Below are 25,298 nucleotides of genomic sequence, written 5' to 3'. Positions count from 1 at the left end.
CCGTCCTGCGGTGTGCGTCACGACCGAGATCTGAATGCGAGCCTGAATATTAAAAAAGAAGCCCTTCGGCTTCTTTCACTTTAGTCTAGTTAAGCTTGGTCATAAAACCGTTGGAATACGGGGTTAGCCTGATTACTGGGGGTCGAATATCCTCTTGCCCAGGAATCCCCCACTTCAACCGTCAGGTAAGTGGGCGGTAGTTCAAAACATGCCTTTCAACAGACAAGATGAATACGACTCTATTAGAGAGAAGCTGGGGTACATCTGATTTGACAAGGAAGTATTAATTGTTTGTTTAAAAATTTCAACCGAAACCTTAAATAGTTCACGGCACTTTATGCAGTTCAGCAGGCGGGGAGAATAGTTGATGATCTGATCAGAGACAATGTATTTAATTAACTTTATATAGTATAAGTAAAATCATTCAACCGTTTCGTCCGGGACAAAGCGGCAGTTATAAAAATGCGGCAGGTAACCGGTCCATTGTATGTTTAGCTAAATACTTATACTCCAGATTGGTCATTCAGTTGTAATGGTAAATGTAACTTTATGTGTCGGCAGATAGGATTTAGCAAAATGAATCGGAACATCGTCTTGATCAAATGCTACTTTCTCAATTTCATAAAATGAATGGTCTGGGGAACTTTTCAGTAAGGCGGCTTGTTCCATGGTCGGATTAATGACATTTAGTGTTTTTTGATTTTTCACTAAGTCAACCTTATATCTGTTTTTAATAATGCTATAAATAGAGCTTGATTCTTCCAGATGCTTATCTAAATCAGGAAACTTTTTTAATGAGTAATAACTGCTTTCTAAATGAATAGGTTCATCATCAATCAAGTGCAGTCTATTAATTTCTAGTATCGGTTCTTCCAGCTCTACATGCAAGGAATCAATATTTACATCTGCAATCGTCACCACGGCAGTCGAAAGAATTTTCGTTTTAGGCTGTTTACCTGACTGGACCAGGAACTCTGAAAACCCGCCCACTGAGACAAGCTCCCGTTTAATTTTCCCAGCAGATTTTACAAAAGTTCCGATACCGTGCTGCTTTTGAACAATACCTTCTTCTTCCAGCTCTGCAATCGCTCTTCGTATCGTAATACGGCTAACCCCATGCAGTTCACACAATTCTGCTTCTGTCGGCAGCTGGCTTCCTATAGCGTATTGTTCACTCTCAATATTTTTTTTGATTGTTTCTTTTAATTGAACATATAGTGGTTTTGCATATCTTTTAACTTTAGTTTTCATATTACAACCTCAACTGTCAAAGAGCCTTTGGGGTTAGCTCTCTTTAATCTTCTAGATGATACAGTAGTGTTATCATTCCTACTTGAAATAAGCATTTTAACAGCACGATTAGAAATCCGCATCATGAGCAACCCCTTTCAATTTAATCATAAAGACTTCCTAAATTCCTGTCCATCAATTTACACTGCCCCACTTTTTCCTTGCATAGTCCAAACTGGCCTGCACGCATTTTTCAGGATCCGCATTATATTGGTTTCCGAAGAATTCCAAGGTTAAATACCCATTATACCCTATATTCTCCAAGCTTTCTTTCAATGAATCTAAAGGAAATTCCCCTTCTCCTAAAACAAGGTGGGAAGAATTGTTCCATTGTCCATCAACAAAATGAATATGTACCAAATCATCCGCAAATAAGGTGTTATAATCTTCAATCGTATCACCAGCAACTATCATGCACGGTATATCGATCATCGCCTTTAAAAAGGGGTTTTTTATTTCCGCCAGCATTCGTTTTGCTGTTCTTGCATTGATGACTACATTTGAATAAGGATAAAAAAAGGGTTCTAAAAGCAAAGTGATTCCTTTCTTTTCCGCTAATTGGGCGATCTGATAAATAGAATCTTGGGCTCTTTTCCAAGCATTTTCTTCAGGTTCGTTAAAAAAACCGTATCCAGCTGAAATCAGAAGATATGGACACTCCAGGGAATCTATAATAGCTAAACTTTTTTCAAAGTAGCGGATGCTGCTTTTTCGTGTTTCATTGTCTGGAGCCGCTAAGTTGACCGGGTAGCTGCACTGCTCCGGCGTAAAGCATATGATTTCTAAATTTCTTGATTTGATTTTTTTAAAAAGGGACTGAACTTCTGAAGCCGTTACCTTTTCTACATGTAAGTGTGGCTCCCCTCCCCAAAGTTCAATTGCCTTCAGGTCAAGCTGAACGGTAGAGTCTAAAAAATAATCAATGGGATACCGCTGGTAGGTCAGGTTCATGTTCGCAAAATTCATTTCTCCGTTCCCTCTTCCCTTTATTATTTTTTTGCTCCGTATCCGAAAGCACCATAGTGCCCGCATACTTTTGAAGCAAACTCGGACGCTGTTCGAAGGGCCGCCCCCATGTCTTTTGATTGAGTATAGGACATTAAAAAGGAAGCGATGAATGAATCCCCAGCTCCCATCGTATCGACTGCTTCAACTTCAAGGGGCGATTGAGTAAAAATCATTCCGTCTTCTGAAAAAATGACCGGCTGTGCTCCTCTTGTGACGCCGACCACTTTCACGCCTAACTCATGGACTTGTTGAATCAGCTGGTGAATTTCATCAACTGTTAAATCACTGCCTGAAAAAAAAGCAAAATCCAAATAAGGAGAAACCTTTTTCACGTATTCTTCTGTCCAGTATTCCTTTGTAGAAAAATCAAAAGAAATCATTTTGCTGCTTATTTTGGGCAGTTCTTCTTCAATGCCATGATTGATACTGATCGTAGCATGAACTAAATCGTACTGATCAATATAGCTTAAGTCATCTTGATTCAGGCGAAGAGAAACCAGCGATTGAACTCTCTTGTCTTTATTTGTACCGACAAATACTCGGTCCCCTTCTTCATCCAATGTAACAACGGCTTCTCCGGTCACGCCATGTACCCGTCTGACCCGTTCAGTACTTACCTTTTCTTTTTCTAAAGAATGAAGAATATGGTCCCCTTCTTGATCTGTTCCTAAAATCCCCATGTAGCCAGCTTGTTCAGCTCCATTTTGTTTAGCAAAAACTGCTACATTTACGACACTTCCCCCGGGATAATACAGTCCCTGATCTTGATAGTAGTCAACTACTCCATCACCAATACCTAATATCTTCATAATAGAATCTCCTTGTCTTGTAAACTGTCCAATCTGTAAGCCGGATTATCCTTTCACACCGCCGTCTGCGAGCCCACGAACAAAAGATTTTTGGATAAACAAGAATAAAATAATCAGCGGAAGAGAAGAAATAACCAGTCCAGCCATTAAAACACCCCAGTTTGTATAAAGTGCATCACGGAATGCCAGCAGTCCTGCTGTAATCGTTTTTTGTGCATCACTGTCAATAAACAAGTTGGCAAATAAAAATTCGTTCCATGCCCAATACGCTGTCAAAAGCATCGAAGTAACCAAAATAGGTTTGCTCAGTGGTAGATAAATTCTAAAAAATACGCCAAATATGGAGCACCCTTCTAAATAAGCCGCTTCTTCCAGCTCTTTCGGAATTTGAAGAAAGAAAGATCGAATAAGAAGCATGATCAGCGAAATTCTAAACGCAACATAAGGAATGATCAATGCCCAATGTGTATCATAAATCCCCATCAGCTGAACTAATTTATAGAGCGGGATTAAGCTTACCTGTGGAGGAAACATTAAACCAGCAGTCAAAAGCCCTAAGATAATCAGCTTTCCTTTGAATTCAAACCTTGCTAGACCGAATGCACAAAGTGCACTGAGAATAACAGTAAATAGAACAGTCATAACGGTTACGAATACACTGTTTAAAAAGAATTTTGATACACCTGTAGCCCATGCTTCTTGATAATTGGAAACCATCCATTTTGAAGGGAGCGCCCAGCTGCTGCGGAAGATCTCGTTTGTTTCTTTAAACGAATTAATGACCATCCAAAATAAAGGGTACGCTACCGCTAAAAAGTAAAGCAGCAACAGAGCTGAAGTAATGGCAATACCTGACCAGGAAAGCCAGCTTTTTTTGCCGCTTTTCGTAAGGCTTCTGACCGTTTCTTTTTTTCCGACGACATTATATTGAACCAGTTTATTAGCCATCTTCAATCTCCTTTGCCAGTTTTAAGGATTTTGGATTGAGTGATATAAAAGATAATCGAAATCGCAAAAATGACGTTTGCAATCGTTGAAGCATAGCCCATTTCATTATCCACAAAAGCTTTATCATAAAGATATGTGCTTAAGACTTGCGAAGAATTTCCGGGGCCTCCCTGTGTTAAAACATACACGTCGGCAAAAGTCAGCATAGACTGACTCAGCGTGAAAATAACGGCTACAAAAGTCATTTCCTTAACCTGTGGAACGGTTACATTGAAAAAGATTTGGATTTTATTTGCCCCATCCATTTTTGCTGCTTCATATAATTCACCAGGAATTTTTTGCATAGCCACAATATATAACATAGCAATATATCCCGTTCCAATCCATTGGCCCATCGCAACCACGGCATAAAAAGCGGTATCACTGTTTCCGAGCCACCCTGTTGCCAATTCGCCCAAGCCAATCACTTCTAAAAACTTATTTAACAGCCCTATTTGCGGATTATAAATAAATGAAAAGAGCAGGCCTATAACCGTGATAGAAATTAGAACTGGAATAAAATACACGGTACGAAGAAGCGGAGCCACTTTTCTGAAAATCGTATCTTCTAAAACAGCGGCAATAACCAATCCTCCAAACACTTGAATGATCAGAGAAATACAGGCGTGAATTAAATTGTTTTTTAATGCAGTTTGAAAAACTGTATCCTCAAAGATTCTTGTATAGTTAGCAATCCCCAGAAACTCTCGGTTCGGTGAAAAGGAATTCCAGCTATAAAAACTGGATTGAAGATTATCGATTACAGGATAGTAAATAAACAAGCAGACAATCAGAAGACCAGGGGTCACAAACAAGTAAGGGACTGCCGGATTTGTCTTCATTTTTACCTTATACCTCCCTTTTATGATATTAAAGGTGCAGCAGCATGCCGCGGACCGCTGCACCTTTTATTTCTATTATTTTGCTGCTTCTCGGACTTCCTTGGCGGCGCTTTGTACTTCTTTCATAACTTCTTTTGGCGTTTTTTCTTCATTCAGCAATTCCTGAATACCAGACAAGTAAGGCTGGAACACTTTTCCTTCGAGAGCTGTATCAAGCCAGATTACCATCTCGTCTGATTCTTCTACCTCTTTTGTTACATCCAACATAATTGGAGAAGAGTTGTTCTCATTGACTGCTCCTTTTGTTGTACTGATTACGTCTGTTGTCTCTACCCACTTCTCCGCCATTTCTTTAGACGTTAAAAACTTTAGAAACTTAGCTGCCATTTCTGGATGTTTCGTTTCGGATGAAACCATAAATCCTTCAGGAGCTCCTGTTACCACTGCTTCTTTCCCCTTGCCGCCTTCAATCGTTGGGAAATTAAACGTTCCCCATTCAAACGGAGCATCTTTAACGTAAGGGAATTCAATCGTATGCAATGGCATAATCGCAATTTGACCATTTACAAATAAACTTCTTTCTTCTTCGCGGCTTAATGCATTTGGATCCTCATTCATATAAGGAACTAGTTCTTGCAATTTTTTAAGCGCTTCCACATACCCTGGGTCTGTAAACTCTCCAGTAGCCCGGTTATTGTCAGCTGCTAATACTTCCGGCGCTACCATCCGCTGATTTAAACTTGTAACGTACAAACCGCCGTTCCATGGGGCTTTGTTTCCTAAGCCAAGAGGAGTCGTTTCAGTTTTCTTGATCGCTTTTAACACTTTGATAAATTCATCCCATGTCTTAGGCGGAGTCAGATTCAGTTCTTTAAAAATGTCTTTATTGTAGGCCATCATTCGAACGTCCATCAGCACAGGTGCGCCGTAAATTTTCTCCTCTGAAGTAAATGGTTTTAAAGCAGAAGGAATAATTGTCTCTTTCCATTCCCCATCTTCTTGCATGTATTTTGTAATATCCAGGGCTTTTCCGTCACGGATGAATTTGTCTCCATATTCACCTGCCCACGTAAAGAAAATATCTGGTGGTGTATCACTGCTTAATTGAACGTTAATTTTTTGTTTATAGTCCTCGTTCAGAACACTTATTACATTAAAATTAACTTCTGGATTTTCTTTTTTGAATTCTTCAATAGCAGCATCAAAGTATCCTTTAAAGGGTTCATTAGGCCACCGATGCAGCAAGGTTAATGTAATGCCATCTTCTTGCCCTGAGCCGTTTCCAGAAGAACTGCCTGCGGAGCACCCTGCCAACATACTGATTATCATCAAGATGGATACCAAACTAGCTAAAACTTTTTTCATTGACCACTCATCCCCCTTGCTCTGTTATACAAGCTGTTTAAACCGATGCTTAGTAAGCAAACTTTTTCATATATCTTCTTCCTTCAAGCATTGGATGATTTCTGAGATCCGCCAGTTTATAAGAAAACTTCCATAGAACCTCAAAGAAAACCAGCGGTGTTACATATGCCCGCATCTCTTCATCGATTCCTGAAAAATCAATCTCATTGGCGTCTAAAACCATCAATTTGCCGCCGTATTTTGATAAAAAGTCATGAGCTCTGTCTTCTATAGGTCTTGTTTCGTCAATTCCTTTTAAGAGAATAAATGGTACGCTTTCATCTAACACTTCAAATGGCCCGTGGAAAAATTCACCGGCATGAATTGCTTGAGAATGAATCCACTGCATCTCCATCAGTACACAAATAGCATAAGAGTAAGCTGATCCATAACTTAAGCCGCTTGAGATGGTATAAATCACTTTTTCATCTTTGAATGCATGGGCAAAATTGGTTCCCATTTCGTCGTATTGCTCTTGAGCTTTATCAATCACCATTTGAAGATTCATTAAACTTTCAACGGTTTTAGACACCCGGTCTACACCATCAAAAAGCTTTACAAGACCTGCATCTAACTGGTACATCACAGAATAATTACTCTTTACAGCATCAATAGGAATGCCAGTCGTATAGGATGCTTCGTATTCAAGAATATAATCAACCTCTTTGGCAAGTGGAGAGAATTTATCGACTGTCATTCCTACCGTAATTGCCCCTTTACTCTTAGCAAAAGCAGCTGCTCTTACTGTTTCCTTCGTTGTACCGGTTTGCGAGCATAAGACCACTAAAGAATGTTCTGATAAAGCAACAGGATTGCGGTAAACAAATTCATCAGAATTATAGCAATTGGCTCTCAAAGCTCTAGAATAACGATCAAGATAGTATTTATTCGCATACATAACAGCAAGCGATCCACCGCATGCTACAAAAAACACATCAGTAATATTACGGTTTTCCAATCCATTTAATATGGTTTTTACATTTTCATTTAAATTCGGTACGTTAATTGGCATTGATCTACTCCCCCTAGAGCATGTGATATTTTTAGGACATCATACGACGTCATAATTTAGATTAAAAAAATAAAACAATTTGTATACATCATATGACGTCATAATTTTGAGTATAACTTAAGGAACTTTATTATACGGCAAGAAACCCTTCTATTAAACTTTTTCAAGCACCTCCTACAAAACGATAATTCAAATCTTTAAACCAGTAACTTCTCCTTTATAGTAAAAGAGAATAATTAATTTGTCTACTATTTATTTAAATTTTCTAAAAATTATTTATTATATAATCTAACCGTGTTCTCTCTGCCTGAATTGAGTATTATTTTGCTTTATTTCTAACTGAAGAAACTACCATAAGCCAGCTGGCTGCCTGTACATAGTCCGAAACGCTGCCTTTTCATTAAGTGTCTCTCTCCTTTCCCTTTTAAATTGATTCTGCCAGTAAGTTAGGTGTATGAGCTGTTTTTAAATCTATACACTCCTCGCTATTAGAATCGAAAAAATACACTTTTTCCATATCAAGCACTAACGGCATAATTCCACCAGCCCTTACTGCTATGTCTGCACCTAATCTTGCAACAAAATTGGTTCCTCCTATAGATGAGTATACAAGTGTTTCTGCACCCAGTAATTCTGCCACTTCAATTTTCACATCGACAACGGAGCCAGCGGGAGATTTATCGAGGTTGGTATAGATGCTTTCTGGTCGTATACCGAGTATGATGTCTTTATTAGCGTAGCCTAGCGCTTTTAAGCGTTTTGACTTCTCATCAGGCAGCTTAATTTGAACATTACCCACCACAAAAAAGTCTTTCTCAAGTTTTCCTTTAAAGAAGTTCATGGCAGGCGATCCAATGAATCCTGCGACAAAAACATTGTTTGGATGATCATAGACTTCTTTCGGCGTTCCAACCTGCTGAATAACCCCATCCTTCATTACAACTAAACGGGTTGCCATTGTCATTGCTTCTGTTTGGTCGTGAGTAACATAAATTGTGGTTGTCTGCAATTTTTGATGAAGCTTAGAAATTTCAGCCCGCATTTGAACTCGAAGTTTAGCATCTAGGTTTGATAACGGCTCATCCATCAAAAATACTTTTGCATCGCGAACGATTGCGCGTCCAAGCGCCACACGCTGTCTTTGACCTCCAGATAGAGCTTTAGGCTTTCGATTTAAATACGGTTCAAGACCAAGAATGCGTGCAGCTTCCTCCACACGCCGTTTGATTTCTGCTTTCGGTGTTTTGCGAAGCTTAAGACCAAATGACATGTTATCGTATATTGTCATATGCGGATATAGTGCATAATTTTGAAATACCATAGCAATATCGCGATCTTTTGGTGCCACGTCATTTACTCTTTTGTTATCCATAAAAAAATCACCTTTTGAAATGTCTTCAAGTCCAGCAATCATACGCAGTGTTGTAGATTTCCCACATCCTGAGGGCCCCACAAAAATAATAAATTCCTTATCTTTAATGCTTAAGTTAAAATCTTTTACTGCTGTAACGTCGCCATCATACACTTTATAAATGTGATTTAGTTTAAGTTCTGCCAAAATATTACCTCCTCAATTTTGATGAGTTTCATTTTATTAAATTTTCAGAAAATATGTTATGTAACAAAGTGACGAAATTTCGGTTTTATTTTTTGTGCACGTTGCCAGTTTTTGGTCGATATAACCAAAAAGAGAATCTGCTTTTGTTACATATGCTCCTGAAGATCATTATGCAGTAAAAATGGTATTGCAATAAGCCAATTCAAGTTTCTTTCAGTTAGTTCCTTTCTGACTATCTCGTTTTAAAATTATTTTTAAGAATCCTGTGAGAAAATCTAACCCTTTCTTTCCTCTTTCCACCTGAAATTCTTATAATAAAAAGAAATATAAAAGGGGTGAGGGCTGTGAGAGTACACATTATCGAACATATGGATTTGCTTGGACTAGGATCAATACACCAATGGCTTGAAGAAACCGATCAGCTGGTTACATCTACACAGCTGCATAAAGGAGAACACCTCCCCGACCCTTCTGAATTTGATTTGGTGATTTTGCTCGGCGGCACCATGTCTGTTTGTGAAGAAAACAAGTATCTATGGCTTAAAACAGAAAAACAATGGCTGAAAAACGTCATTGACAGCGGGAAACATGTGCTTGGCATTTGCCTGGGAGCCCAGCTTATCGCCTCAGCACTTGGCGCAGAAGTACGGCAGCACACATATAGTGAAGCAGGCTGGTGGCCGGTCGCTTTTCATCCCCATGCCCGGAAGCATCCATTTTTGAGAGATGTTGTGATCCCTGAGTTTTTCTTTCAATTTCATCAAGACACATTTGAACTGCCGGACAAAGCGGTTCTCTTAGCTGGCAGCCTGGCATGCACAAGGCAGATGTTTTCTGTAAACAACCGGGTGCTTGGCCTTCAATTTCACCCAGAATTCACGCCTGAGAGCGTACAATATATTGCGAAACACCTGCATCCTTCTTTGAAAGAAGGCCCATTTATTCAATCCCCTCAAGCTATGCTGTCTTCCTGGCAAAACTGCCGGGCTTCCCAAAAGTTTTTGTTTTCCATGCTGCGCAATATTGAAGCAAGCGTGCAAAGCGAAGCTTTATCTCTTTCTTCTTAATTCAAAAAAAGCATCCTGCCAGTCGCAGGATGCTTTTTCAACTTATATTTTATATTCTGCGACCTGCTTCGACTTAACAGCCATTTTTGAAAGGTATGCTAACAGGATGAAGGCAAGGAGTAAAAAGCCCATAATCATGGTGACAAGTCCTCCCCATCCAAAAGAGGTCCAAAACATGCCGCCAGCCGTGCCTCCCATACTTGATCCCATGTAGTACAGAAACAAATATAGTGAAGAAGCTTGTGCTTTATTTCTTAAAGCACGCTGCCCCACCCAGCTGCTTGCAATCGAATGACCGCCAAAAAAGCCAAACGTGAATAGTCCTAGGCCGAATATTTTACTAAGCAAATGAGGATCTAACGTTAAAAGGACACCACAGGATGCCAGGGACAGATTCAATAGCAGGATTATTTGCCTGCCGTGACGGTCTGCCAGCTTTCCATTCCATACAGAGCTAAACATGCCAATCATTAAAATCATAATTTTAATGCACTCATAAATAAGAAAGAGAATTATAAAAGTGGTGTCCTAAATGGAATGGTAGCGATTGCAATATTTTCAAACACTTGCGTGTACGCAGCATGTAACACAGGGGCGAAGGCACTCTCCATTTCCCAGCCTACCTCAACCGGTCAATTGCACGTTTTAAACAATCGTGCAAAGAAGCAGGCATTCCGCCAAGGATCACTTTTGAAGGGGGAGAAGCGGACACGGTAGCGGGCTTGTCTCCACTGGACTGGGTGTTTCGGTTCTGCCGCCTTGGCCCGATTAAAGCCAAATCGTACGGATACCCCTATCACAGCCGCGCTGTGAGCGGAACATTGGCATTGCCTGGGTGGAAGGAAGATATTTATCGCCTGCTGTACTTCAATTTAAACAATTTATCTTAAACCACTTTTCATAACTAAAAGAGAAATGCTTTAAACATAATTTATAAACCCTGTTATTCCCTCGTCTTTTTAACATTATAAAAGCATCCACTTCAGCCATTTTAATGTGCAAAGTGGATGCTGCTTAAATCTGATTATAATTATTTTCACTGTGAGCTCCTTTTCGCTGGCTGTATACACCGCTTCTCCGTTTGAAATTGGTTTTTCAATATAAAGGAAAATAGATACAGCTATGAATATTGTACTCTCAACTCACAAAGCTGCTTTGACAAATGCTCAAACCAGCCTTGGTCCTTTGTTAAAAGGGCTAGGTCAATGAGCTGTTCAATTGCCGCTTCAGCTGTTGTTTGCTCGGGAACTTTTTGAAGTGATTTGGACAAAACATGAATCATTCTTCCGCGTAATTCTATATTGGCTGAATCGACAATATATACTTTTGTGATATCTGCTGGTTTTCCTACCTTTACTACATAACCATAAATTTTTTGTTTGTCCCACGTTTCTCCTTCCACCCATTGGCCAACTTGAAATCGTGATTTATTTTTCATTTTCTTACTCCTCTGTTTTATTTTCTTATTATTACTTCTGAAAAATTCATATTTATTCATCCATAATGAACCAGGGAGCGCCTAATCAACTTTTTTATTATGATTTACTTTTTATACAGATTTTAATCATTGATTTATATAAAAGACAGCATGGCTGTATCCACGCTGTCTTTTTTCTCTCTTTCAGTTATTCATTGTCAAAGAGTGATAAGTTACTCTTTGCTGATTGTAACTGCTCCGTCCTGAAATAGGAATATTACTCACTATAGGGTTATTCCAGTTTGTAAAGCCATGTCCACTTAATATTCTTTTTCGCTTGTTTGGGCTTATACGTATATATTCGAGTTGTATGCATTCCCGCCCTGCAAAAACAAGATAGATTGTATAATCTGGCTTCTAATCCTGTAACGGCTCGTTCAATTCTACTTTTACTCAAAGAGCCTGCAGCTGCACGGGATTCTGCCACCCTAGCAGCAAGCCGCTTGTTGGTTGTAGCCCGCTTAAAGTAAATGTCGTAACAAGTATATACAGCATAATTGAACTACCGCCCACTTACCTGACGGTTGAAGTGGGGGATTCCTGGGCAAGAGGATCTTCGACCCCCAGTAATCAGGCTAACCCCGTATTCCAACGGTTTTATGACCAAGCTTAACTAGACTAAAGGGAAAGAAGCCGAAGGGCTTCTTTTTTAATATTCAGGCTCGCATTCAGATCTCGGTCGTGACGCACACCGCAGGACGGACACTCCCACACCCGGACAGCGAGATTTTTTACATCCTTATGCTGGTGGCCACACCCGGAACAGAGCTGGCTTGATGGGAAGAACGGATCGACTTTTATAATCGTCCGTCCGTACCACTTCGCTTTGTAGGCGAGCATTTCGTTGAACCTCGACCATGACGCATCGTGAATCCCTTTGCTTCGCTTTTTACTTTGGACGAGATTCTTCACTGACAAATTTTCCACCGCGATCACTTGGTTTTCATGAACGAGCCTGGTCGTCAGCTTGTGAAGAAAATCTTCTCTTGTGTGTTTGATTTTTTCGTGCAGTTTAGCAATCTGGACTTTATTTTTTTCCCACGATTTCGAACCTTCTTTTTTTCGTGCAAACGCACGCTGAAGAAACGCTAACCGTTTTTCATATTTTTGGTAGTATTTCGGGTTGGCGATGAATTGGCCGTTTGAGAGTACAGCAAACTCTTTTAATCCCAGATCAATGCCAACGGTATCGTTGGTGCTTGGTTTGTACGGGGAATAAGGCATCTCGCAAATGACCGAAATAGAATACCGGCCGGTACTGCTTCGGCGCACGGTGACACGCTTAATGTCACCTTCCATGTTTCGGGACTTTGAAAAACGAATCCAGCCGAGTTTCGGCAGCTGAACGCGATTGTCCACGATTTTAATATTGTTATTTGTCATTTTGGTTGTGTAGCTTTGGACCGGTTTTTTCTTGCTTTTAAATGTCGGATGGCCCTTAAAGTCATACGCCGTTGGCGTATAGCCTTCTGCACATTTTTTAGCGGCTCGTTTTTTTAATTCTTTTTTCGGCTGTTTCTTATATTTTTTGAATCCTTCGTACTGATATTCGATGCTTGCCTGAAGAGCAATACTGTCAGAACCAGACAACCATTTGAACGTTTCTTTTAGCCCAGGGAGGAGCTTTTTAGCGGCTGTCTCTGTATACCGTTTTTTTGTTTTTTCGAAACTCTTGATGTTTTCATTTAATATATAATTGTAGACAAACCGGCAGCAGCCGATCGTTTGGTTAATCAGTTGTTTTTGCTCGTCACTTGGATGGATTTTAAACCGAAAGGCTTTAAAATGAAGGTTCTTTTTTTCATCTTTTTTGGTTTTTATCATTTTCCTCATCCCCTGAACATTTGTTCTATACCTAATTATACCATTTTAGTAATAGAGCGTTCAAGGAAAAAGAATGACTGAAAGAGCAGCGATTCATCCCCCACTTAGCAAGCTTGAAGTGGGAGTGTTCTCGCCGAAGATGATAAAAATGAAAGTTTACGTCTCTTTCTTTCACACCTATGATTAGTATCTCTCAAAGCTGTATTTCTATCAAGTAATCGCTTGCAAGACAATGCGCTTTTCAACTTCTAAAAATGCGAAAATACGTCCACTGTAGCAGTTTTGCGGCATAAAGTGGATGCTTCCAATCTTAATGAACTTTTATTTTCTCTACTATTTTCACTTCATATTTTGCCAGTGATATTTCCCCTGCCAGCTCTTTTTCAGTCGCTATATCTTTTACTGTTGTTTCAAGTGTTATCTGCTGTTCTTCTTCTGTAAAATTCATAATAAAAATAAAGTCTTTTTCTTCAGACTGGCGAACCTGTACCGATACACCTTCTTCATGCTGAACGGCAAAAGCGGGTGCAAGAGACAGTTCACTGATCAATGTCTGATAAAAATCTCTATGGAAATCATCATGTAAGCGGGCACCAATGTAATACGTTTTTCCTTGTTTATACCAATGACTCGTTACAGCCGGTGTATGGGCGTAAAAATCTTCTTGATACAACCCTTCTGTCTGAGCAAACTGATTTTCGATCACCGTGGCATAATCTTTCAACTCATATACTTGGTTTTGATAATTCACATAATTTCTGTCAGTCGGATACAGCGTATCAGTTTCAACCGGCTTCATCCCAAATATCTCTTGCAAATCCTGGTGCCAGCCGCCCATATACGTTAAATCGTACTCGTTGACGATTCCGCTGATGTACGTCATAACTAACATACCACCCCCTGCTACAAAAGCTTTCAGCCGAGAAATGGTCTGCTCGCTGACTAAATACAGCATCGGTACGATTAGCAATTTATATGAGGGAAAATCCTGCTCTTTTGTAATAACATCTACCGGGATGTCCTGCTTCCAAAACGGCCGGTAATGCTGATGCAGCGTCTGTAGATAACGTTTTGTTTCCAGACCGAAACCTTGTGCATCTTCAAGCGCCCAGTGGTTATCCCAGTCATAAAAAATAGCTACATCAGCTGAACGGTTTGTTCCAACCACGCGGGAAAGCTGCTGCAAGGTTTCACCTACTTTGGTGACTTCCTGGAAAACACGATTGTCGGTACTGTTGTCATGATCTACAACGGCCCCATGAAATTTCTCTGATGATCCTCTTGATTTTCGCCATTGAAAATATAAGATGCTGTCCGATCCGTGCGCGATCATCTGCATAGAGGAAAGCAAGTGCATGCTTGGGCGTTTTGCTTTATTGACACGGTGCCAGTTTACAGCACTTGGTGTCGATTCCATCAATAAAAAAGGCTGTTGTTTTAAACTTCTGTACAAATCATTAATAAAGCCGACTTTCATTGCCAAATCGGCTGTGCTTTCCCAATCATTATGCCAGGCAGGATAAGCGTCCCAGCTAATGACATCAAGATGTTTGGCAAACTTGCTGTAGTCAAGGCCCTGGAAAGGAATTAAATCATGTGTATCTACCATGAAATTCGTCGTAATTGGAATGTCAGGTGTCAGCTCTTTTAGCGGAACGATTTCATTTTCAAAAAAAGAAATGGTTTGATCGGTCACAAACCGGCGCCAGTCTAAATTCAAGCCATGAACAGCATTTTCCCCAATCGGTGATGGTGATTCGATTTGGGACCAGTCATTAAATGTGTGACTCCAAAATGGACCCCACCATGCATCATTTAACAATTTAATATCATGATGATATTTTCCCTTCAGCCAGTTTCTAAAAGCATTCTGGCAGCTTTCACAATGGCATTCTCCGCCGTATTCATTTGAAATATGCCACATTAATAAAGCCGGGTGATCGCCATATCTTTCGGCCAGCAAACGATTCATTTTCTGCGTTTTTTCGCGGTATATCTCCGATGTAAAACAGTGATTGTGACGGCCTCCATGCAGCTGTTTTACCCTTGATGCATTGACCCGCAAAACTTCCGGATACTTTTGTGACATCCAGGCAGGGCGGGCTCCGCTTGGTGTAGCCAGTATAACCCGGCCCCCCATTCGGTAGATATTATCAATCACTTCATCAAGCCATTCAAAGTGATAGACTTCTTCTTCCGGCTCCAAGGTGCTCCAGGCAAAAATACCAAGAGAAAAAGTATTCGTTTTGGAAAGCTGCATCAACTTAATATCATCAATCAATATATCTGGCCGGTCCAGCCACTGATCAGGATTGTAGTCACCGCCATGGAGCATAAACTTTGCTTTAGTTGCATATGTTTTTTTAAATTTTGACATACACTTCTCCTCGTCACATTATTTAATCATTTTTTATTAGCCTTTTGTTCCGCCTGCTGTTAAGCCAGAAACAAAGTTTTTCTGCAGCATGACAAGATAAGAGCAATTGGAATACTGATTAAAATCGCTCCAGCCGCAAATGTCGCATAGCTTGCGCCCATGACCTTATTGAGTAGATTGTACAAGCCCATTGGCAGCGTATAGGATTCCAGCGTTCTGAGAATAGTAGAAGATCAAATAAAGTCACCAAGCGTGCCTGCAAATCCATTCATGGCTGCCACGGCTACCATTGGTTTTGACAAGGGCACAATAATTTGCAAAAAAATCCTTGTATTTCCTGCTCCGGCGATCCGGGTACTTTCATCTAAATCCATTGGAATAGAATCCATGTAGCCTTTCATTAAATACGTATTCACAGGGGTCAAGCCGCCAATATACAGCAAAATGAACAGCCAGTGACTGTTTATCTTAAAAAAACATTTAAAATCTCATACATTTTTCATTAATCATCTCATACTTTCACGATATGATATAGTTGGAAAATAGAATAAACATACAAAAGCGGCTATAGAACAGAAAAGGAGAGATACGATGAGAAGAATTATTTTTTCTACCGAAAGCGGAGCCGATTTACCCGTTCATTTAGCTCAAAAGCACGATGTTCAAGTCGTACCCATGCATGTCATCATGGACGGACAGGATTATCTGGATGGTTTCATACCTGTTCGAGATATTTATGGCTATTATGAACGTACGAAAAAAATACCTTCTACGACCTCCACCAATTCCAATGAATATCACGAATTTTTCACAAAGATTAAATCAGATTTTCCTGGCTGCATCATCATTCATATCGGTTACACATCACGTGCCTCTTCTTCTTTTCAAAATGCGGTTATCGCAGCCGAGGAGTTTGACGATATTTTTTTGATTGATGCCTTAAATGTGTCAGGCGGCCTTATGGCGATTGTTATGTATGCGGTTACTCTTCTAGAAGCGGAACCTTCTATCACTCCTTCTGAATTGATCAAAAAAATTGAATCACAGGTTCCTAAATCACGTCTTGCTTTTATTCCCGGCAGCCTTGATTTTTTAAGAGCTGGCGGCCGTGTCTCAAATGCCGCTTACCTTAGTGGATCGTTATTGAAAATCAAGCCGCTCATTGAACTAGTAGACGGCAAGCTTATATCCACTAAAAAATACCGTGGCAGTATGAACCGGGTCACGGAAAAAATGATGCACGATTATTTAAATAAATATAATCTCGATAAAGGGCAGCTCTATTTTCTGTATTCAAGCGGGCTTGATGACGGCATAAAAAAACGGATAGATGAAATGGCTGAAGAAGCGGGGTTTAACCATGTAACATGGATTGAAGCTGGCGCTGTTATTTCCACTCATGGCGGTCCTGGTGCCTTTGGAATTGCCGGATTAGAAATATAACTTCCCTAAGATTCTACACCTGCTCAGCGATTTTCAGGCGAACAAAAAAGAAAGAAACAAACAAAAAGAAAAGAGCTCCTGTATAGCTTTGGTTTATAAACAGATTAAATAAAATATAAAAGAACCTTTAGCAAACTCAAGGTTCTTTTATATTTTATTCGGTGTATAAATTTTGTTTCTTTCATTCGAATGAAAGGCAAACCCTAAATTCAGCTATTTAGGGTTTATAAGCACTTTAATTGCACTCCCTATTTTTCAACATCTAGATTTACTCTTCTTTTTTGCACAACCAGGCGAAAAGACTGACAACAATTAAAGCAATCATAATACAAGAGTACCCCTGAATGGCATGAGTAAGACCCAGCCATTGTCCAACGTAACCAAGCGTTATGACTGGAATACTGATTCCTAAATATGTCATTACGAAAAAAGAAGAAGTCATATTTGCTCGATTTTCGTCTGTGGAAATTTGATTAAGGTAAGCTAAACTGCCTGCATAACTCGGTCCATTCCCCAATCCGATAAAAATAGTCGTTAAAACGAGCAATAATAAGGATTTTGACCATAAGGTGAGAAATAAACACAGCAATCCGAGAATTAAAAGAACATAACCTATTACGATTAAACGAAATACAGGCTGTTTTCTCAATATTACTTGATGAATAGTTGACAAACCTAGAACTAAAGCCACCATGGTCCCTGAAAAACTAAGACTAGGCTGGTTGGAGAACAGATTAAGGTAGGTCGGTATAACCGACAGCATTAAACTCATAACGCCCCAGGAGAGAAAAGAGGCAGAAGCTGCCAGCAAGAAAGGCCTTCTTAAAGACTTTGAAATGACTGGTATTTGAAGGACGGTTACACGTTCTGCAGCAGTTTTGCTATCCAACATAAAATTTAGGCCCAAAAGCCCTGCAACAGCAAGTAAAACATGGACAACGTAAGAAAATTGCATAGGATAGGGTGAATAATCTCCAAGGAAACCAGAAACAAGCGGCCCTACCGCATTTCCTAAGGTTCCGGCAATAGCAGCAACAAATGCACTTTTTACCTTGTCGTGTTTAGGATGAAAATCTGTCATATACGTAACGGCGATCCCATTTAGAATTCCAACTGATAGTCCTTGGAAGCAACGGGCGATAAGTAATCCACTTACACCACTTGATAAGGCAAAACCAACAGAACCTAAAATAGAAAAGATGACACCTGCAAATAATACATTTTTTCTTCCCCACTGTTTAGAGAACTGCGCAACAATAATAATAGTTGGAATTACAATGAGCGCATAGAGTGCATACAAAAAAGTAATAATTCCTGAAGACATTTGCCATTCTGATCGGTATACCGCATAAAGAGGGGCGGGAAGATTAGTGCCAAGTAACGTAATACACAAGCAATAGGCTACTAACCAAAAAGAGTAATGACGTTGTCTAGATATATCTACATCTACTACATGTGATATGTCTCCTAATTGTACAGCAAGAGATTCGAATGACTCATCGCTTCCCGTAGCAGCAATTTTAATTTTAGTGAGGCTTGTTTTCTTACTCTTCCCCGCTTTAATCTTCTCAATATTATAACCATGGCTTCTAAACAACTCCGATAACTGCGCCAAAACTCCCGGCTGGTTTTGTACAAGAATTGATATAGTATGGGTCATCACTCTTTTCAGTCCCTTCCTCTTTAATTCTTTTCCGCATTCATTTTAGGTGTTATAATCCTAACGCCTATTTAAAAAAGCAAAGAAAAGACGGCTCACTATTCGAACCGTTTTCCTGTAACTACGTAGTACAGATCTGGGTCATTTCTCCAAAAAGATTGTACTTTATCAATCCCTACTTCTTTTGTGAGCTCCCCAAATGCAATATCGTGTCTGATGTATTCGGTTGCCACTAAAACCAAGGCGGGGTCTTTTGTTTTAACTGCCCAAGCAGCTGTATCCGGAGAGAAATTGGCAATTAATACTTCTTCCTTATCCCGGACAACAATTGTTAAGTGTCCGCCCATCCGTTTTTCTGATATATCATGAGCCATAAAATCATGATGGTACGTGATACCTAGTTTCGTGTTTGGTTCTGAAAAAAGCATTGAAAATACCTTGATTTTCTCACTAACTTTTTTCTCTATCACTTTCTTAACAGCTGCAGCTTGAGGGTTCCAAATGGATAACCAGACTTCTTCTTGTGCCTCATCAACCATTTCTATGATTTCAGTCATCACTTTCTCGTCACTATTTACACGCCAAATTACATCTGTTTCTTGTTCATTTTCTAACGTTAGCAGATTCTTTTCTAGAAAATCGAAAGACTCATCAAAGCTTTTCCGCAACCGGTGGATTAATTCTTTCGCCGGAAGAGGCACATACTTCACCGGCTCTGAAGGAACAGTATAAATAGCCCCTTTATCCAACAACTTGCCTAAAACCTCATAAATCATAGAACGAGGCACACCAGATCGCTTGCTGACCTCGTATCCTGTTACAGGTGAATTTTTCAACAAATTAATATAGGCTTTACATTCGTATTGGGAAAAGCCTAGTTTTTGCAATTCTTTGTAGATTTCCTCCATTAGCTTCTCCCTTAATTAGTAGTTATTATAATAATTACTATATGTATTCTTTATATGAGTGTCAATGGCGTTATTACTCATTTATACCTATTTGATTTTTCTTTAATATTTTTAATGGCTAACCCTCAATCGAAATGTAAACCTGTAAAAAATAGAAGCAAAAGTCGTTTGTATTAAGATTTTAAATAAGAAGAGAAGCATTTCTTAGCAACCTCCCTATTCGCTTGTCCTCTTTAATACAGCACCTGTTTTGCTAATTGCTGTAATGACGAAAATATACAGCTTAACCTTAAAAGAAATTATAGTTTAAAAGTCTAAAGTAAAGCTTTATGCTTCTTTTTTTACTTTTTATCCCCCTTTAAATAGCGGTATTTATCGAATGAACTACTGAATTTTAAAGAGGACGAATCGGCTTAATCTGGAGGAAAAGAAGTTTATAGAGCACCCAAATTCAATTTTTTCCTATCTAATACTTTTCTTTTCAAAATTCCCTTTTACTTATAGTTTTATTTCATTTATTATAGATTAGGTCTGTTGAATCAATCTTTTTATCCCAGTTTGCTTTTTTATTTTGTACATATTCTTTCGAACAGAAAAGATTGAAGGACATGAGTTTGAGGTATAGTCGTTCACCCTTACCTGCTTGGCAGGAATGAACTTGCTATAAAATTGCTGAAAGAGGACGTGTCATCATGGTAAAGCAACGCAGCGTTGCAATTGCAATCATTCTTAGCTTAATTACATGCGGCCTGTACACTTTGTACTGGCAGTACACATTGTCAGAGGATCTTCGTGAACTCAGCCGCGATTACTCTTTATCTGGAGGAATGGCCATTCTTTTAGGGCTGATTACGTGTGGACTTTATACGTTATACTGGTACTATAAAATCGGCCGGGCTTTACGAACAGCACAAGAAACGAAAGGCGTTTCTTCTTCGGATCAAGGCGTTCTATTTGTCATTTTAGGGGTGTTTGGATTTGGGATTATATCCATGGCAATCGCTCAGGCAGAGATTAATAAGCTCGTGGGCTAATAGAAAAGCGTGGGAAAGAAAGCTTTTGATAGGGGCTGCATTTCTCATAGCAGCCCTTATTTACCTTAAAGTTCTTTCTCCAAAATGGGGTCTGCATATTCCTTGTTTGTTCCGGGAAGTAACAGGCTTTTACTGCCCCGGCTGCGGTGTTACAAGAGCATCTTTAGCCCTGATTGATGGGAATCTGTATCAATCTTTCCGCTATAATATGCTCGTTTATGTCCTAATCCCTTTCTTTGGACTTTATATATACTGGTCTTATAAGGGGAATCGAGTATGGGCTGAACGCTTAATGATCAGCGCAGCCATTCTGGCACTTTTATTTGGAATCATACGAAACACAGAAACAGGCGCTTTTATGGCACCTGTATCGCTGTAAAGCAGAAAAAGGACACGGTAAACTGTGTCCTTTTCTTGTGCTCTTATCTTGTTTTAGTCATGATTTTATTCATGTGCAACATTAATCCTCAGCCATCAGGAGCAGTGCATCTTTCCCTCTCATCCCTGCCGCAATGCCGAGCTTTTTCGCTTCATCAGTGACCGATTCCAACGGTGCTTCCAACAATTGTTCAATTGTGGTTACACCTAATGCACGGCCTGCAATAATGCCTCTCTCTTTTTTCTTATTCAGTATTTCCACATCTAAAGCTCCGCACATAATATAGCCTTTTTCATTTGTTACAGCGGAGAAATACGTTTTCGGAAAGTTAATCGTTACGGCGGTAAACTGTTTTCCTTCAATAACTACTGGATACATGTTTATCATACATTCCAACACTCCTTCCTCCCTATAAGGTATAGATAGGAAAGGAAAATGTGCAGTGGTTTTGCCTAATATCAAGTTATCCAGTTTTCGAACGCCCTATTTATTAGAATTTTTCTAGCTTGCCGGCTCACCGTTAATCCAACATTTATGGATTAGAGTAGTATATAAAACCTACAACTGGTACATTCATATTGAACAAAAAATTAGCGCCGCATTCCCCTTCAAAATCTCCGATTTAGTGGGGGTTAGGCGCTAAGGTCTTTATTCTCCTTGTTCTTCTACATATTTTTTCATTACACCGATTGCTACTTCTTGCTTATAATCACTCATACTGATTCTCTTTTCGTTTTACAATTGATTTCCATTTTGATACGATCAACCTATCATAAGGATTAAAAAATGGAAAGGAGGGTTTGGTCATGAAAGTTGCGAAGTCGCTGCTGCACAAAATTACAAACCAGACGGAAATCTTCAATGGTACGCTGGATATTTACAATGACGCTTTGGCTTACGTGATTGAGGTCATTGATAAAGAATTTGATGATACCGAACGCCTGACAACAAAGTCGATTGTGCCGGCAGTGGAAAAATTGATTCACGCAACCAAATCAAACCCTCTCCCGAAATACAAAGAGTTTAACGAACGTTTTTACAAGTTTCCATCCTACTTGCGCAGAAGTGCTATTGCTTCTGCTTTTGGCAAGGTAAAGAGCTTCCGCTCTAACTATCAAAATTGGGAAAAAGAGCAAAAGTACGCTCTTTCCGAAGGAAAAAGATTTAAGAAACAGCCTCCGCGCCTGCAAGTGAAGCATAAAGAGTTCCCCGTTTTTTATCGCAAAAACATGTTCAATAGAACATCCGATACGACTGCACAAATTAAGGTATTCCATCAGAATGACTGGATATCGAATTTAAAGGGCAGGACCACTACAAACGCGGTGTCTGGGAATGGAAAGAACATAACCCTAAGCTGATTAAGCGGGGAAAGAAATTCTTCCTTTCCATCAGCTATGAAAATAAAGTTACTTTAACTAAAACGCCTATTCAAGAACAAAAAGTGTGTGCGGTAGACCTTGGACTGACGAATTCTGCGGTTTGTTCCGTTATTGATGCAACAGGCACTGTCTTAGGCAGGACGTTTATTGACCAACCTAAAGAAAAAGACCGTCTGCAGACGTTAACGAACAAATTGAGGAAAGCCCAGCGGGCAAGCGGCCGCATTCCTGCGCCAAACTTTTGGCGGCAGATCAATGGGTACCAGCAGCATATTGTCTGCTACACCAGCCATGAAATTGTTAAATTCGCGTCAAAGCATGGCTGTGACGTCATCGTATTCGAATACCTGGGCAGGATGAAAATCCCGAAGGGGTTTTATGGAGCCAGGAAACTTCGTTTCAAGCTTCACGGATGGCGAAAAATAGGTATCCAGAACAAAGTAGAAGAAATGGCGCACTGCCTGGGCATGCGCATTTCCCGGATCAATCCGCGAAACACCAGCGCCCTGGCGTTCGACGGCTCTGGAAAAGTGGAACGAAACTCGAAAAAAGACCTTGCCACATTTTCAACAGGCAAAGTCTATCATTCGGATTTGTCCGCTTCTTATAATATCGGAGCCCGTTATTTCATTCGAGCTTTTCAAAAATCCATTTCGGAAACGAAATGGTTGTCACTTCAGGCAAAAGTTCCTGAGCTGGCAATAAGGACATCTCAGACCTTGTCTTCGTTCATTAGTCTCCATCATGCACTCGGGCTTCCGCAGGAAGCTTAATCCGCTGATGCTGTACTGTATTCAAGATAAGGGATGCTCCATCAAAATCTTTGATTTAGGTGGAGAGGTTCACAGTAAAGAAGTCTTGGCTTATAGCCAGGAATTAGATAAATTAATTATTCAGTTTCAGTTTCAAAATAGCTGACTAATCATACATATTGAAGTTTCTTTGGCCGGTCACTCACACCTGGCTGCTTTTTTGTTTTCAATTTCTATCACGCATATTTTTTCTTGGGATAAAATACACTTTATTAATGCCTACTCCAAGCAGGCACCTCAGTTCACTATGCTAACTCTAAACCCGGGCGTACCCCGGGATTTTTTTATGCAAATCCCCATCGTTTCTTTGCTTCCTGTAGCCAGCCAGATGGAAGCTGAGGATATCGGTTAATAATATTTTCTTCGGTTAAACCCTGTTTCAGATACCGTTCGTATTGTTGTTTATTCGGCCTTGTCAGACAAAGATCATTTCTATTTCTCTCACGGTTTTTAGAAAAACGAAGAGCATCTTCTTCCTCTGCCTTCTTTACATATGTTGGACACTTTGAACCAAACTTTTCAGCGCAATAAGCCTATACTTCTTTTGGTGTCCACTGTTGCACAACTACTGCTCTACGGTATGATATTTTTAAATCCTTCCGTCAATTCTTCAAACCACTTCTTGTCTTTTGTCTGAAGTGCTAAGTCAATAAGCGTTGTTTTGTCTTGATATTGATCAAATAATTCAACGGCTGATACTAGTTGGACCGACATATAGGAACTCACCTTTGGCTTAATCCATTCCCATCGATTGTTTGTGAGCCGGATTACTTGCATAATCTGAATGTATTCACCCCAATAACCCACTTTTGTTACATAACCGACTGTTTTGCTGTATCCTCCATTGACATCAGCAATGACCCAATCCCCCTTTAAAAATCGCAACTCTGCCACCCCTTTAGAAAAGTTTCACCTGACCGGAGAATTGCGGCTCTTCTGGCTTGACGGGAATTTCTTCTTCGAGCACCTATTCTGGCAAGGTTTATTCCGTTACGATTTTCACTCCACATTCGACGATCTCTAAATTTTCAAACCAATGTATGAGATAGCAGCCTAACATATGTTTAAAATTTGCTGATGCATACACCTCTACATGTAGCTTTTGGATGAACTATTAAGTAACTAAGCATCCGTTCTCCAAGGTACTTTCCTCATTTTGTTTTTTTTACTTCTGTATGGGTAATGTATAAACAACTGTAAAAAATAGGTTATTACATCTCGATGAAAGGACGTTTCACAAACAAATACATCTTAAACTTTCTTTTACTCTGTTATTTTTCACCTTGTCTCTTACCGCCTGTGATCAGCCGAAAGAGGATATAGATACTTCATCTACCCAAAGCGTTGAGGAACCAACTGAAACTTCTGAGAAAGATTCGGAAGGCATCCTCACACAAGAGAAATACGATCAAATTGAGCGTGGAATGACATATCCGGAGATCGTCGAAATCGATTTGGACGCTTAGCGGAATGATGCCGGACACTTCGGTAACCTTCCCCCAGTATGGCCGCTCTTCCCAGCACCAGCCGCCGGAAAAGCTAAGGTTTTCTTTATTGAACAGGGACGGTAAGTCCGCCCTTCACCTCTGTATGCCGACTTTTATGCTTGAAAAATTGGATCTACCTTTTGATAAACGGCTGGCCGTCAATAAAGCTGCCGAGCTATTTAACGTAGAGTATTCTTTTGCGGAGGAGCGCCTTGCTCTATGGGAGATCCAAATGATGGGCATTATGTACGTAAAATCCCCTTCTCTTTTATGATATAGAATTTTTTAACAAAACGACGTTAGAGCTCTTTTTTCTAAAAACTGCTCAATCAGAAGAAAGAATATTGGAGTATCTGTATGACACCCTGGAAGCAATTAAATACAACATAAAAAAATAAGCTATAAACATGTATTATTTTATAGTATTTATTGTCCTTTTTTATTATTGTATTAGTAGTCCTTTTGGGACCGTCAATAATTTTGTGTAAATGGCGAATCCCTTTTCTTGCAAACTGTCATTTAATCAGTCGTTTTAAAC

Annotated in this window: 24 protein-coding genes and 1 pseudogene; 8 read left to right on the top strand and 17 right to left on the bottom strand. The window is 39.7% G+C overall.

What is annotated here, in order from left to right; genetic code table 11:
• Window positions 1–519: 519 nt before the first annotated feature.
• From RG959_RS22470 to RG959_RS22435, 8 genes are all read right to left on the bottom strand, one after another.
• Complete coding sequence (locus RG959_RS22470; protein ID WP_342799042.1) at window positions 520–1,251, bottom strand: UTRA domain-containing protein; 732 nt, start codon at window positions 1,249–1,251, stop codon at window positions 520–522.
• Window positions 1,252–1,425: 174 nt separating this feature from the next.
• Window positions 1,426–2,256, bottom strand: a complete 831-nt coding sequence (locus RG959_RS22465; protein ID WP_342799041.1) for a TIM barrel protein — start codon at window positions 2,254–2,256, stop codon at window positions 1,426–1,428.
• A 23-nt stretch (window positions 2,257–2,279) separates the two neighbouring features.
• Window positions 2,280–3,107, bottom strand: a complete 828-nt coding sequence (locus tag RG959_RS22460) for a PfkB family carbohydrate kinase (protein WP_342799040.1) — start codon at window positions 3,105–3,107, stop codon at window positions 2,280–2,282.
• 45 nt (window positions 3,108–3,152) lie between these two features.
• The gene (locus tag RG959_RS22455; RefSeq protein ID WP_342799039.1) at window positions 3,153–4,055 is read right to left on the bottom strand and encodes a carbohydrate ABC transporter permease; all 903 of its coding nucleotides are present in this window, start codon (window positions 4,053–4,055) and stop codon (window positions 3,153–3,155) included.
• 2 nt (window positions 4,056–4,057) lie between these two features.
• A complete protein-coding gene (locus tag RG959_RS22450) occupies window positions 4,058–4,936 on the bottom strand; it encodes a carbohydrate ABC transporter permease (protein WP_342799038.1) in 879 nt (292 codons plus the stop codon).
• Between the two features lie 75 nt (window positions 4,937–5,011).
• Complete coding sequence (locus tag RG959_RS22445; protein WP_342799037.1) at window positions 5,012–6,301, bottom strand: ABC transporter substrate-binding protein; 1,290 nt, start codon at window positions 6,299–6,301, stop codon at window positions 5,012–5,014.
• 49 nt (window positions 6,302–6,350) lie between these two features.
• Complete coding sequence (locus RG959_RS22440) at window positions 6,351–7,352, bottom strand: SIS domain-containing protein (RefSeq protein ID WP_342799036.1); 1,002 nt, start codon at window positions 7,350–7,352, stop codon at window positions 6,351–6,353.
• Window positions 7,353–7,776: 424 nt separating this feature from the next.
• Window positions 7,777–8,910, bottom strand: coding sequence for an ABC transporter ATP-binding protein (locus tag RG959_RS22435; protein ID WP_342799035.1), 1,134 nt, complete (start codon window positions 8,908–8,910; stop codon window positions 7,777–7,779).
• A gap of 344 nt (window positions 8,911–9,254) precedes the next feature.
• Here RG959_RS22435 and RG959_RS22430 point away from each other — a divergent pair, with 344 nt between their 5' ends.
• Entirely contained in the window at window positions 9,255–9,977 is a 723-nt protein-coding gene (locus RG959_RS22430; RefSeq protein WP_342799034.1) for a type 1 glutamine amidotransferase, read from the top strand.
• Window positions 9,978–10,019: 42 nt separating this feature from the next.
• Here RG959_RS22430 and RG959_RS22425 read toward each other — a convergent pair whose 3' ends face one another.
• The 5 genes and pseudogenes from RG959_RS22425 to ganQ all read right to left on the bottom strand — a co-directional run.
• Window positions 10,020–10,457 carry an MFS transporter gene (locus RG959_RS22425; protein WP_483298917.1) on the bottom strand — a complete coding sequence of 146 codons (438 nt, stop codon included), beginning with the start codon at window positions 10,455–10,457 and terminating at the stop codon, window positions 10,020–10,022.
• Between the two features lie 640 nt (window positions 10,458–11,097).
• Window positions 11,098–11,415, bottom strand: coding sequence for an IDEAL domain-containing protein (locus RG959_RS22420; RefSeq protein WP_342799033.1), 318 nt, complete (start codon window positions 11,413–11,415; stop codon window positions 11,098–11,100).
• 657 nt (window positions 11,416–12,072) lie between these two features.
• Complete coding sequence (tnpB, locus tag RG959_RS22415; RefSeq protein WP_342799032.1) at window positions 12,073–13,278, bottom strand: IS200/IS605 family element RNA-guided endonuclease TnpB; 1,206 nt, start codon at window positions 13,276–13,278, stop codon at window positions 12,073–12,075.
• Between the two features lie 310 nt (window positions 13,279–13,588).
• Window positions 13,589–15,655: a beta-galactosidase GanA gene (locus RG959_RS22410; RefSeq protein ID WP_342799031.1), complete on the bottom strand. Its 2,067-nt coding sequence runs from the start codon at window positions 15,653–15,655 to the stop codon at window positions 13,589–13,591.
• Window positions 15,656–15,691: 36 nt separating this feature from the next.
• Window positions 15,692–16,122, bottom strand: a pseudogene (ganQ, locus tag RG959_RS22405) (galactooligosaccharide ABC transporter permease GanQ); the annotation flags it as partial.
• A gap of 124 nt (window positions 16,123–16,246) precedes the next feature.
• Between ganQ and RG959_RS22400 the strand changes: the two are divergent.
• Window positions 16,247–17,098 (top strand): DegV family protein, encoded by an 852-nt coding sequence (locus RG959_RS22400; RefSeq protein ID WP_342799030.1) that lies wholly within the window; start codon window positions 16,247–16,249, stop codon window positions 17,096–17,098.
• A 268-nt stretch (window positions 17,099–17,366) separates the two neighbouring features.
• Here RG959_RS22400 and RG959_RS22395 read toward each other — a convergent pair whose 3' ends face one another.
• Complete coding sequence (locus RG959_RS22395; protein ID WP_342799043.1) at window positions 17,367–18,758, bottom strand: MFS transporter; 1,392 nt, start codon at window positions 18,756–18,758, stop codon at window positions 17,367–17,369.
• Between the two features lie 98 nt (window positions 18,759–18,856).
• Window positions 18,857–19,666, bottom strand: a complete 810-nt coding sequence (locus RG959_RS22390) for a TrmB family transcriptional regulator (RefSeq protein WP_342799029.1) — start codon at window positions 19,664–19,666, stop codon at window positions 18,857–18,859.
• A gap of 692 nt (window positions 19,667–20,358) precedes the next feature.
• Here RG959_RS22390 and RG959_RS22385 point away from each other — a divergent pair.
• Both RG959_RS22385 and RG959_RS22380 read left to right on the top strand, forming a co-directional pair.
• The gene (locus tag RG959_RS22385) at window positions 20,359–20,700 is read left to right on the top strand and encodes a DUF4234 domain-containing protein (protein WP_342799028.1); all 342 of its coding nucleotides are present in this window, start codon (window positions 20,359–20,361) and stop codon (window positions 20,698–20,700) included.
• A 25-nt stretch (window positions 20,701–20,725) separates the two neighbouring features.
• Window positions 20,726–21,079, top strand: a complete 354-nt coding sequence (locus RG959_RS22380) for a DUF2752 domain-containing protein (protein ID WP_342799027.1) — start codon at window positions 20,726–20,728, stop codon at window positions 21,077–21,079.
• 81 nt (window positions 21,080–21,160) lie between these two features.
• Here the strand turns inward: RG959_RS22380 and RG959_RS22375 are convergent, their stop codons facing one another.
• Window positions 21,161–21,466, bottom strand: coding sequence for a YunC family protein (locus tag RG959_RS22375; RefSeq protein WP_342799026.1), 306 nt, complete (start codon window positions 21,464–21,466; stop codon window positions 21,161–21,163).
• A gap of 419 nt (window positions 21,467–21,885) precedes the next feature.
• Between RG959_RS22375 and RG959_RS22370 the strand changes: the two genes are divergently transcribed.
• From RG959_RS22370 to RG959_RS25245, 3 genes are all read left to right on the top strand, one after another.
• Window positions 21,886–22,440 carry a hypothetical protein gene (locus tag RG959_RS22370; protein WP_342799025.1) on the top strand — a complete coding sequence of 185 codons (555 nt, stop codon included), beginning with the start codon at window positions 21,886–21,888 and terminating at the stop codon, window positions 22,438–22,440.
• Window positions 22,441–22,523: 83 nt separating this feature from the next.
• Entirely contained in the window at window positions 22,524–23,234 is a 711-nt protein-coding gene (locus RG959_RS22365; protein ID WP_342799024.1) for a transposase, read from the top strand.
• Window positions 23,206–23,379 (top strand): aspartyl-phosphate phosphatase Spo0E family protein, encoded by a 174-nt coding sequence (locus RG959_RS25245; protein ID WP_369335197.1) that lies wholly within the window; start codon window positions 23,206–23,208, stop codon window positions 23,377–23,379. Before RG959_RS22365 ends, RG959_RS25245 begins: the two co-directional genes overlap by 29 nt.
• A 467-nt stretch (window positions 23,380–23,846) precedes the next feature.
• Here the strand turns inward: RG959_RS25245 and RG959_RS22360 are convergent, their stop codons facing one another.
• Entirely contained in the window at window positions 23,847–24,158 is a 312-nt protein-coding gene (locus tag RG959_RS22360) for an IDEAL domain-containing protein (RefSeq protein WP_342799023.1), read from the bottom strand.
• 585 nt (window positions 24,159–24,743) lie between these two features.
• On the opposite strand from RG959_RS22360, the gene RG959_RS22355 reads away from it, so the two are divergent.
• Window positions 24,744–25,034: a hypothetical protein gene (locus tag RG959_RS22355; protein ID WP_342799022.1), complete on the top strand. Its 291-nt coding sequence runs from the start codon at window positions 24,744–24,746 to the stop codon at window positions 25,032–25,034.
• Window positions 25,035–25,298: the final 264 nt, after the last annotated feature.

Source organism: Domibacillus sp. 8LH (assembly GCF_038806185.1).
Lineage (GTDB): Bacteria > Bacillota > Bacilli > Bacillales > Domibacillaceae > Domibacillus > Domibacillus indicus_A.
Note: the sequence above shows the minus strand (reverse complement) of the source record. Positions and strands in the feature narration are given on the sequence as shown.

Bases quoted from the DNA above. Each gene is read 5' to 3' on its own strand.
- RG959_RS22470 (WP_342799042.1), bottom strand. From the start codon at position 1,251: ATGAAAACTAAAGTTAAAAGATATGCAAAACCACTATATGTTCAATTA.
- RG959_RS22465 (WP_342799041.1), bottom strand. From the start codon at position 2,256: ATGAATTTTGCGAACATGAACCTGACCTACCAGCGGTATCCCATTGAT.
- RG959_RS22460 (WP_342799040.1), bottom strand. From the start codon at position 3,107: ATGAAGATATTAGGTATTGGTGATGGAGTAGTTGACTACTATCAAGAT.
- RG959_RS22455 (WP_342799039.1), bottom strand. From the start codon at position 4,055: ATGGCTAATAAACTGGTTCAATATAATGTCGTCGGAAAAAAAGAAACG.
- RG959_RS22450 (WP_342799038.1), bottom strand. From the start codon at position 4,936: ATGAAGACAAATCCGGCAGTCCCTTACTTGTTTGTGACCCCTGGTCTT.
- RG959_RS22445 (WP_342799037.1), bottom strand. From the start codon at position 6,301: ATGAAAAAAGTTTTAGCTAGTTTGGTATCCATCTTGATGATAATCAGT.
- RG959_RS22440 (WP_342799036.1), bottom strand. From the start codon at position 7,352: ATGCCAATTAACGTACCGAATTTAAATGAAAATGTAAAAACCATATTA.
- RG959_RS22425 (WP_483298917.1), bottom strand. From the start codon at position 10,457: ATGATTTTAATGATTGGCATGTTTAGCTCTGTATGGAATGGAAAGCTG.
- RG959_RS22420 (WP_342799033.1), bottom strand. From the start codon at position 11,415: ATGAAAAATAAATCACGATTTCAAGTTGGCCAATGGGTGGAAGGAGAA.
- tnpB (WP_342799032.1), bottom strand. From the start codon at position 13,278: ATGATAAAAACCAAAAAAGATGAAAAAAAGAACCTTCATTTTAAAGCC.
- RG959_RS22410 (WP_342799031.1), bottom strand. From the start codon at position 15,655: ATGTCAAAATTTAAAAAAACATATGCAACTAAAGCAAAGTTTATGCTC.
- RG959_RS22400 (WP_342799030.1), top strand. From the start codon at position 16,247: ATGAGAAGAATTATTTTTTCTACCGAAAGCGGAGCCGATTTACCCGTT.
- RG959_RS22395 (WP_342799043.1), bottom strand. From the start codon at position 18,758: ATGACCCATACTATATCAATTCTTGTACAAAACCAGCCGGGAGTTTTG.
- RG959_RS22390 (WP_342799029.1), bottom strand. From the start codon at position 19,666: ATGGAGGAAATCTACAAAGAATTGCAAAAACTAGGCTTTTCCCAATAC.
- RG959_RS22385 (WP_342799028.1), top strand. From the start codon at position 20,359: ATGGTAAAGCAACGCAGCGTTGCAATTGCAATCATTCTTAGCTTAATT.
- RG959_RS22375 (WP_342799026.1), bottom strand. From the start codon at position 21,466: ATGATAAACATGTATCCAGTAGTTATTGAAGGAAAACAGTTTACCGCC.
- RG959_RS22370 (WP_342799025.1), top strand. From the start codon at position 21,886: ATGAAAGTTGCGAAGTCGCTGCTGCACAAAATTACAAACCAGACGGAA.
- RG959_RS25245 (WP_369335197.1), top strand. From the start codon at position 23,206: ATGCACTCGGGCTTCCGCAGGAAGCTTAATCCGCTGATGCTGTACTGT.
- RG959_RS22355 (WP_342799022.1), top strand. From the start codon at position 24,744: ATGATGCCGGACACTTCGGTAACCTTCCCCCAGTATGGCCGCTCTTCC.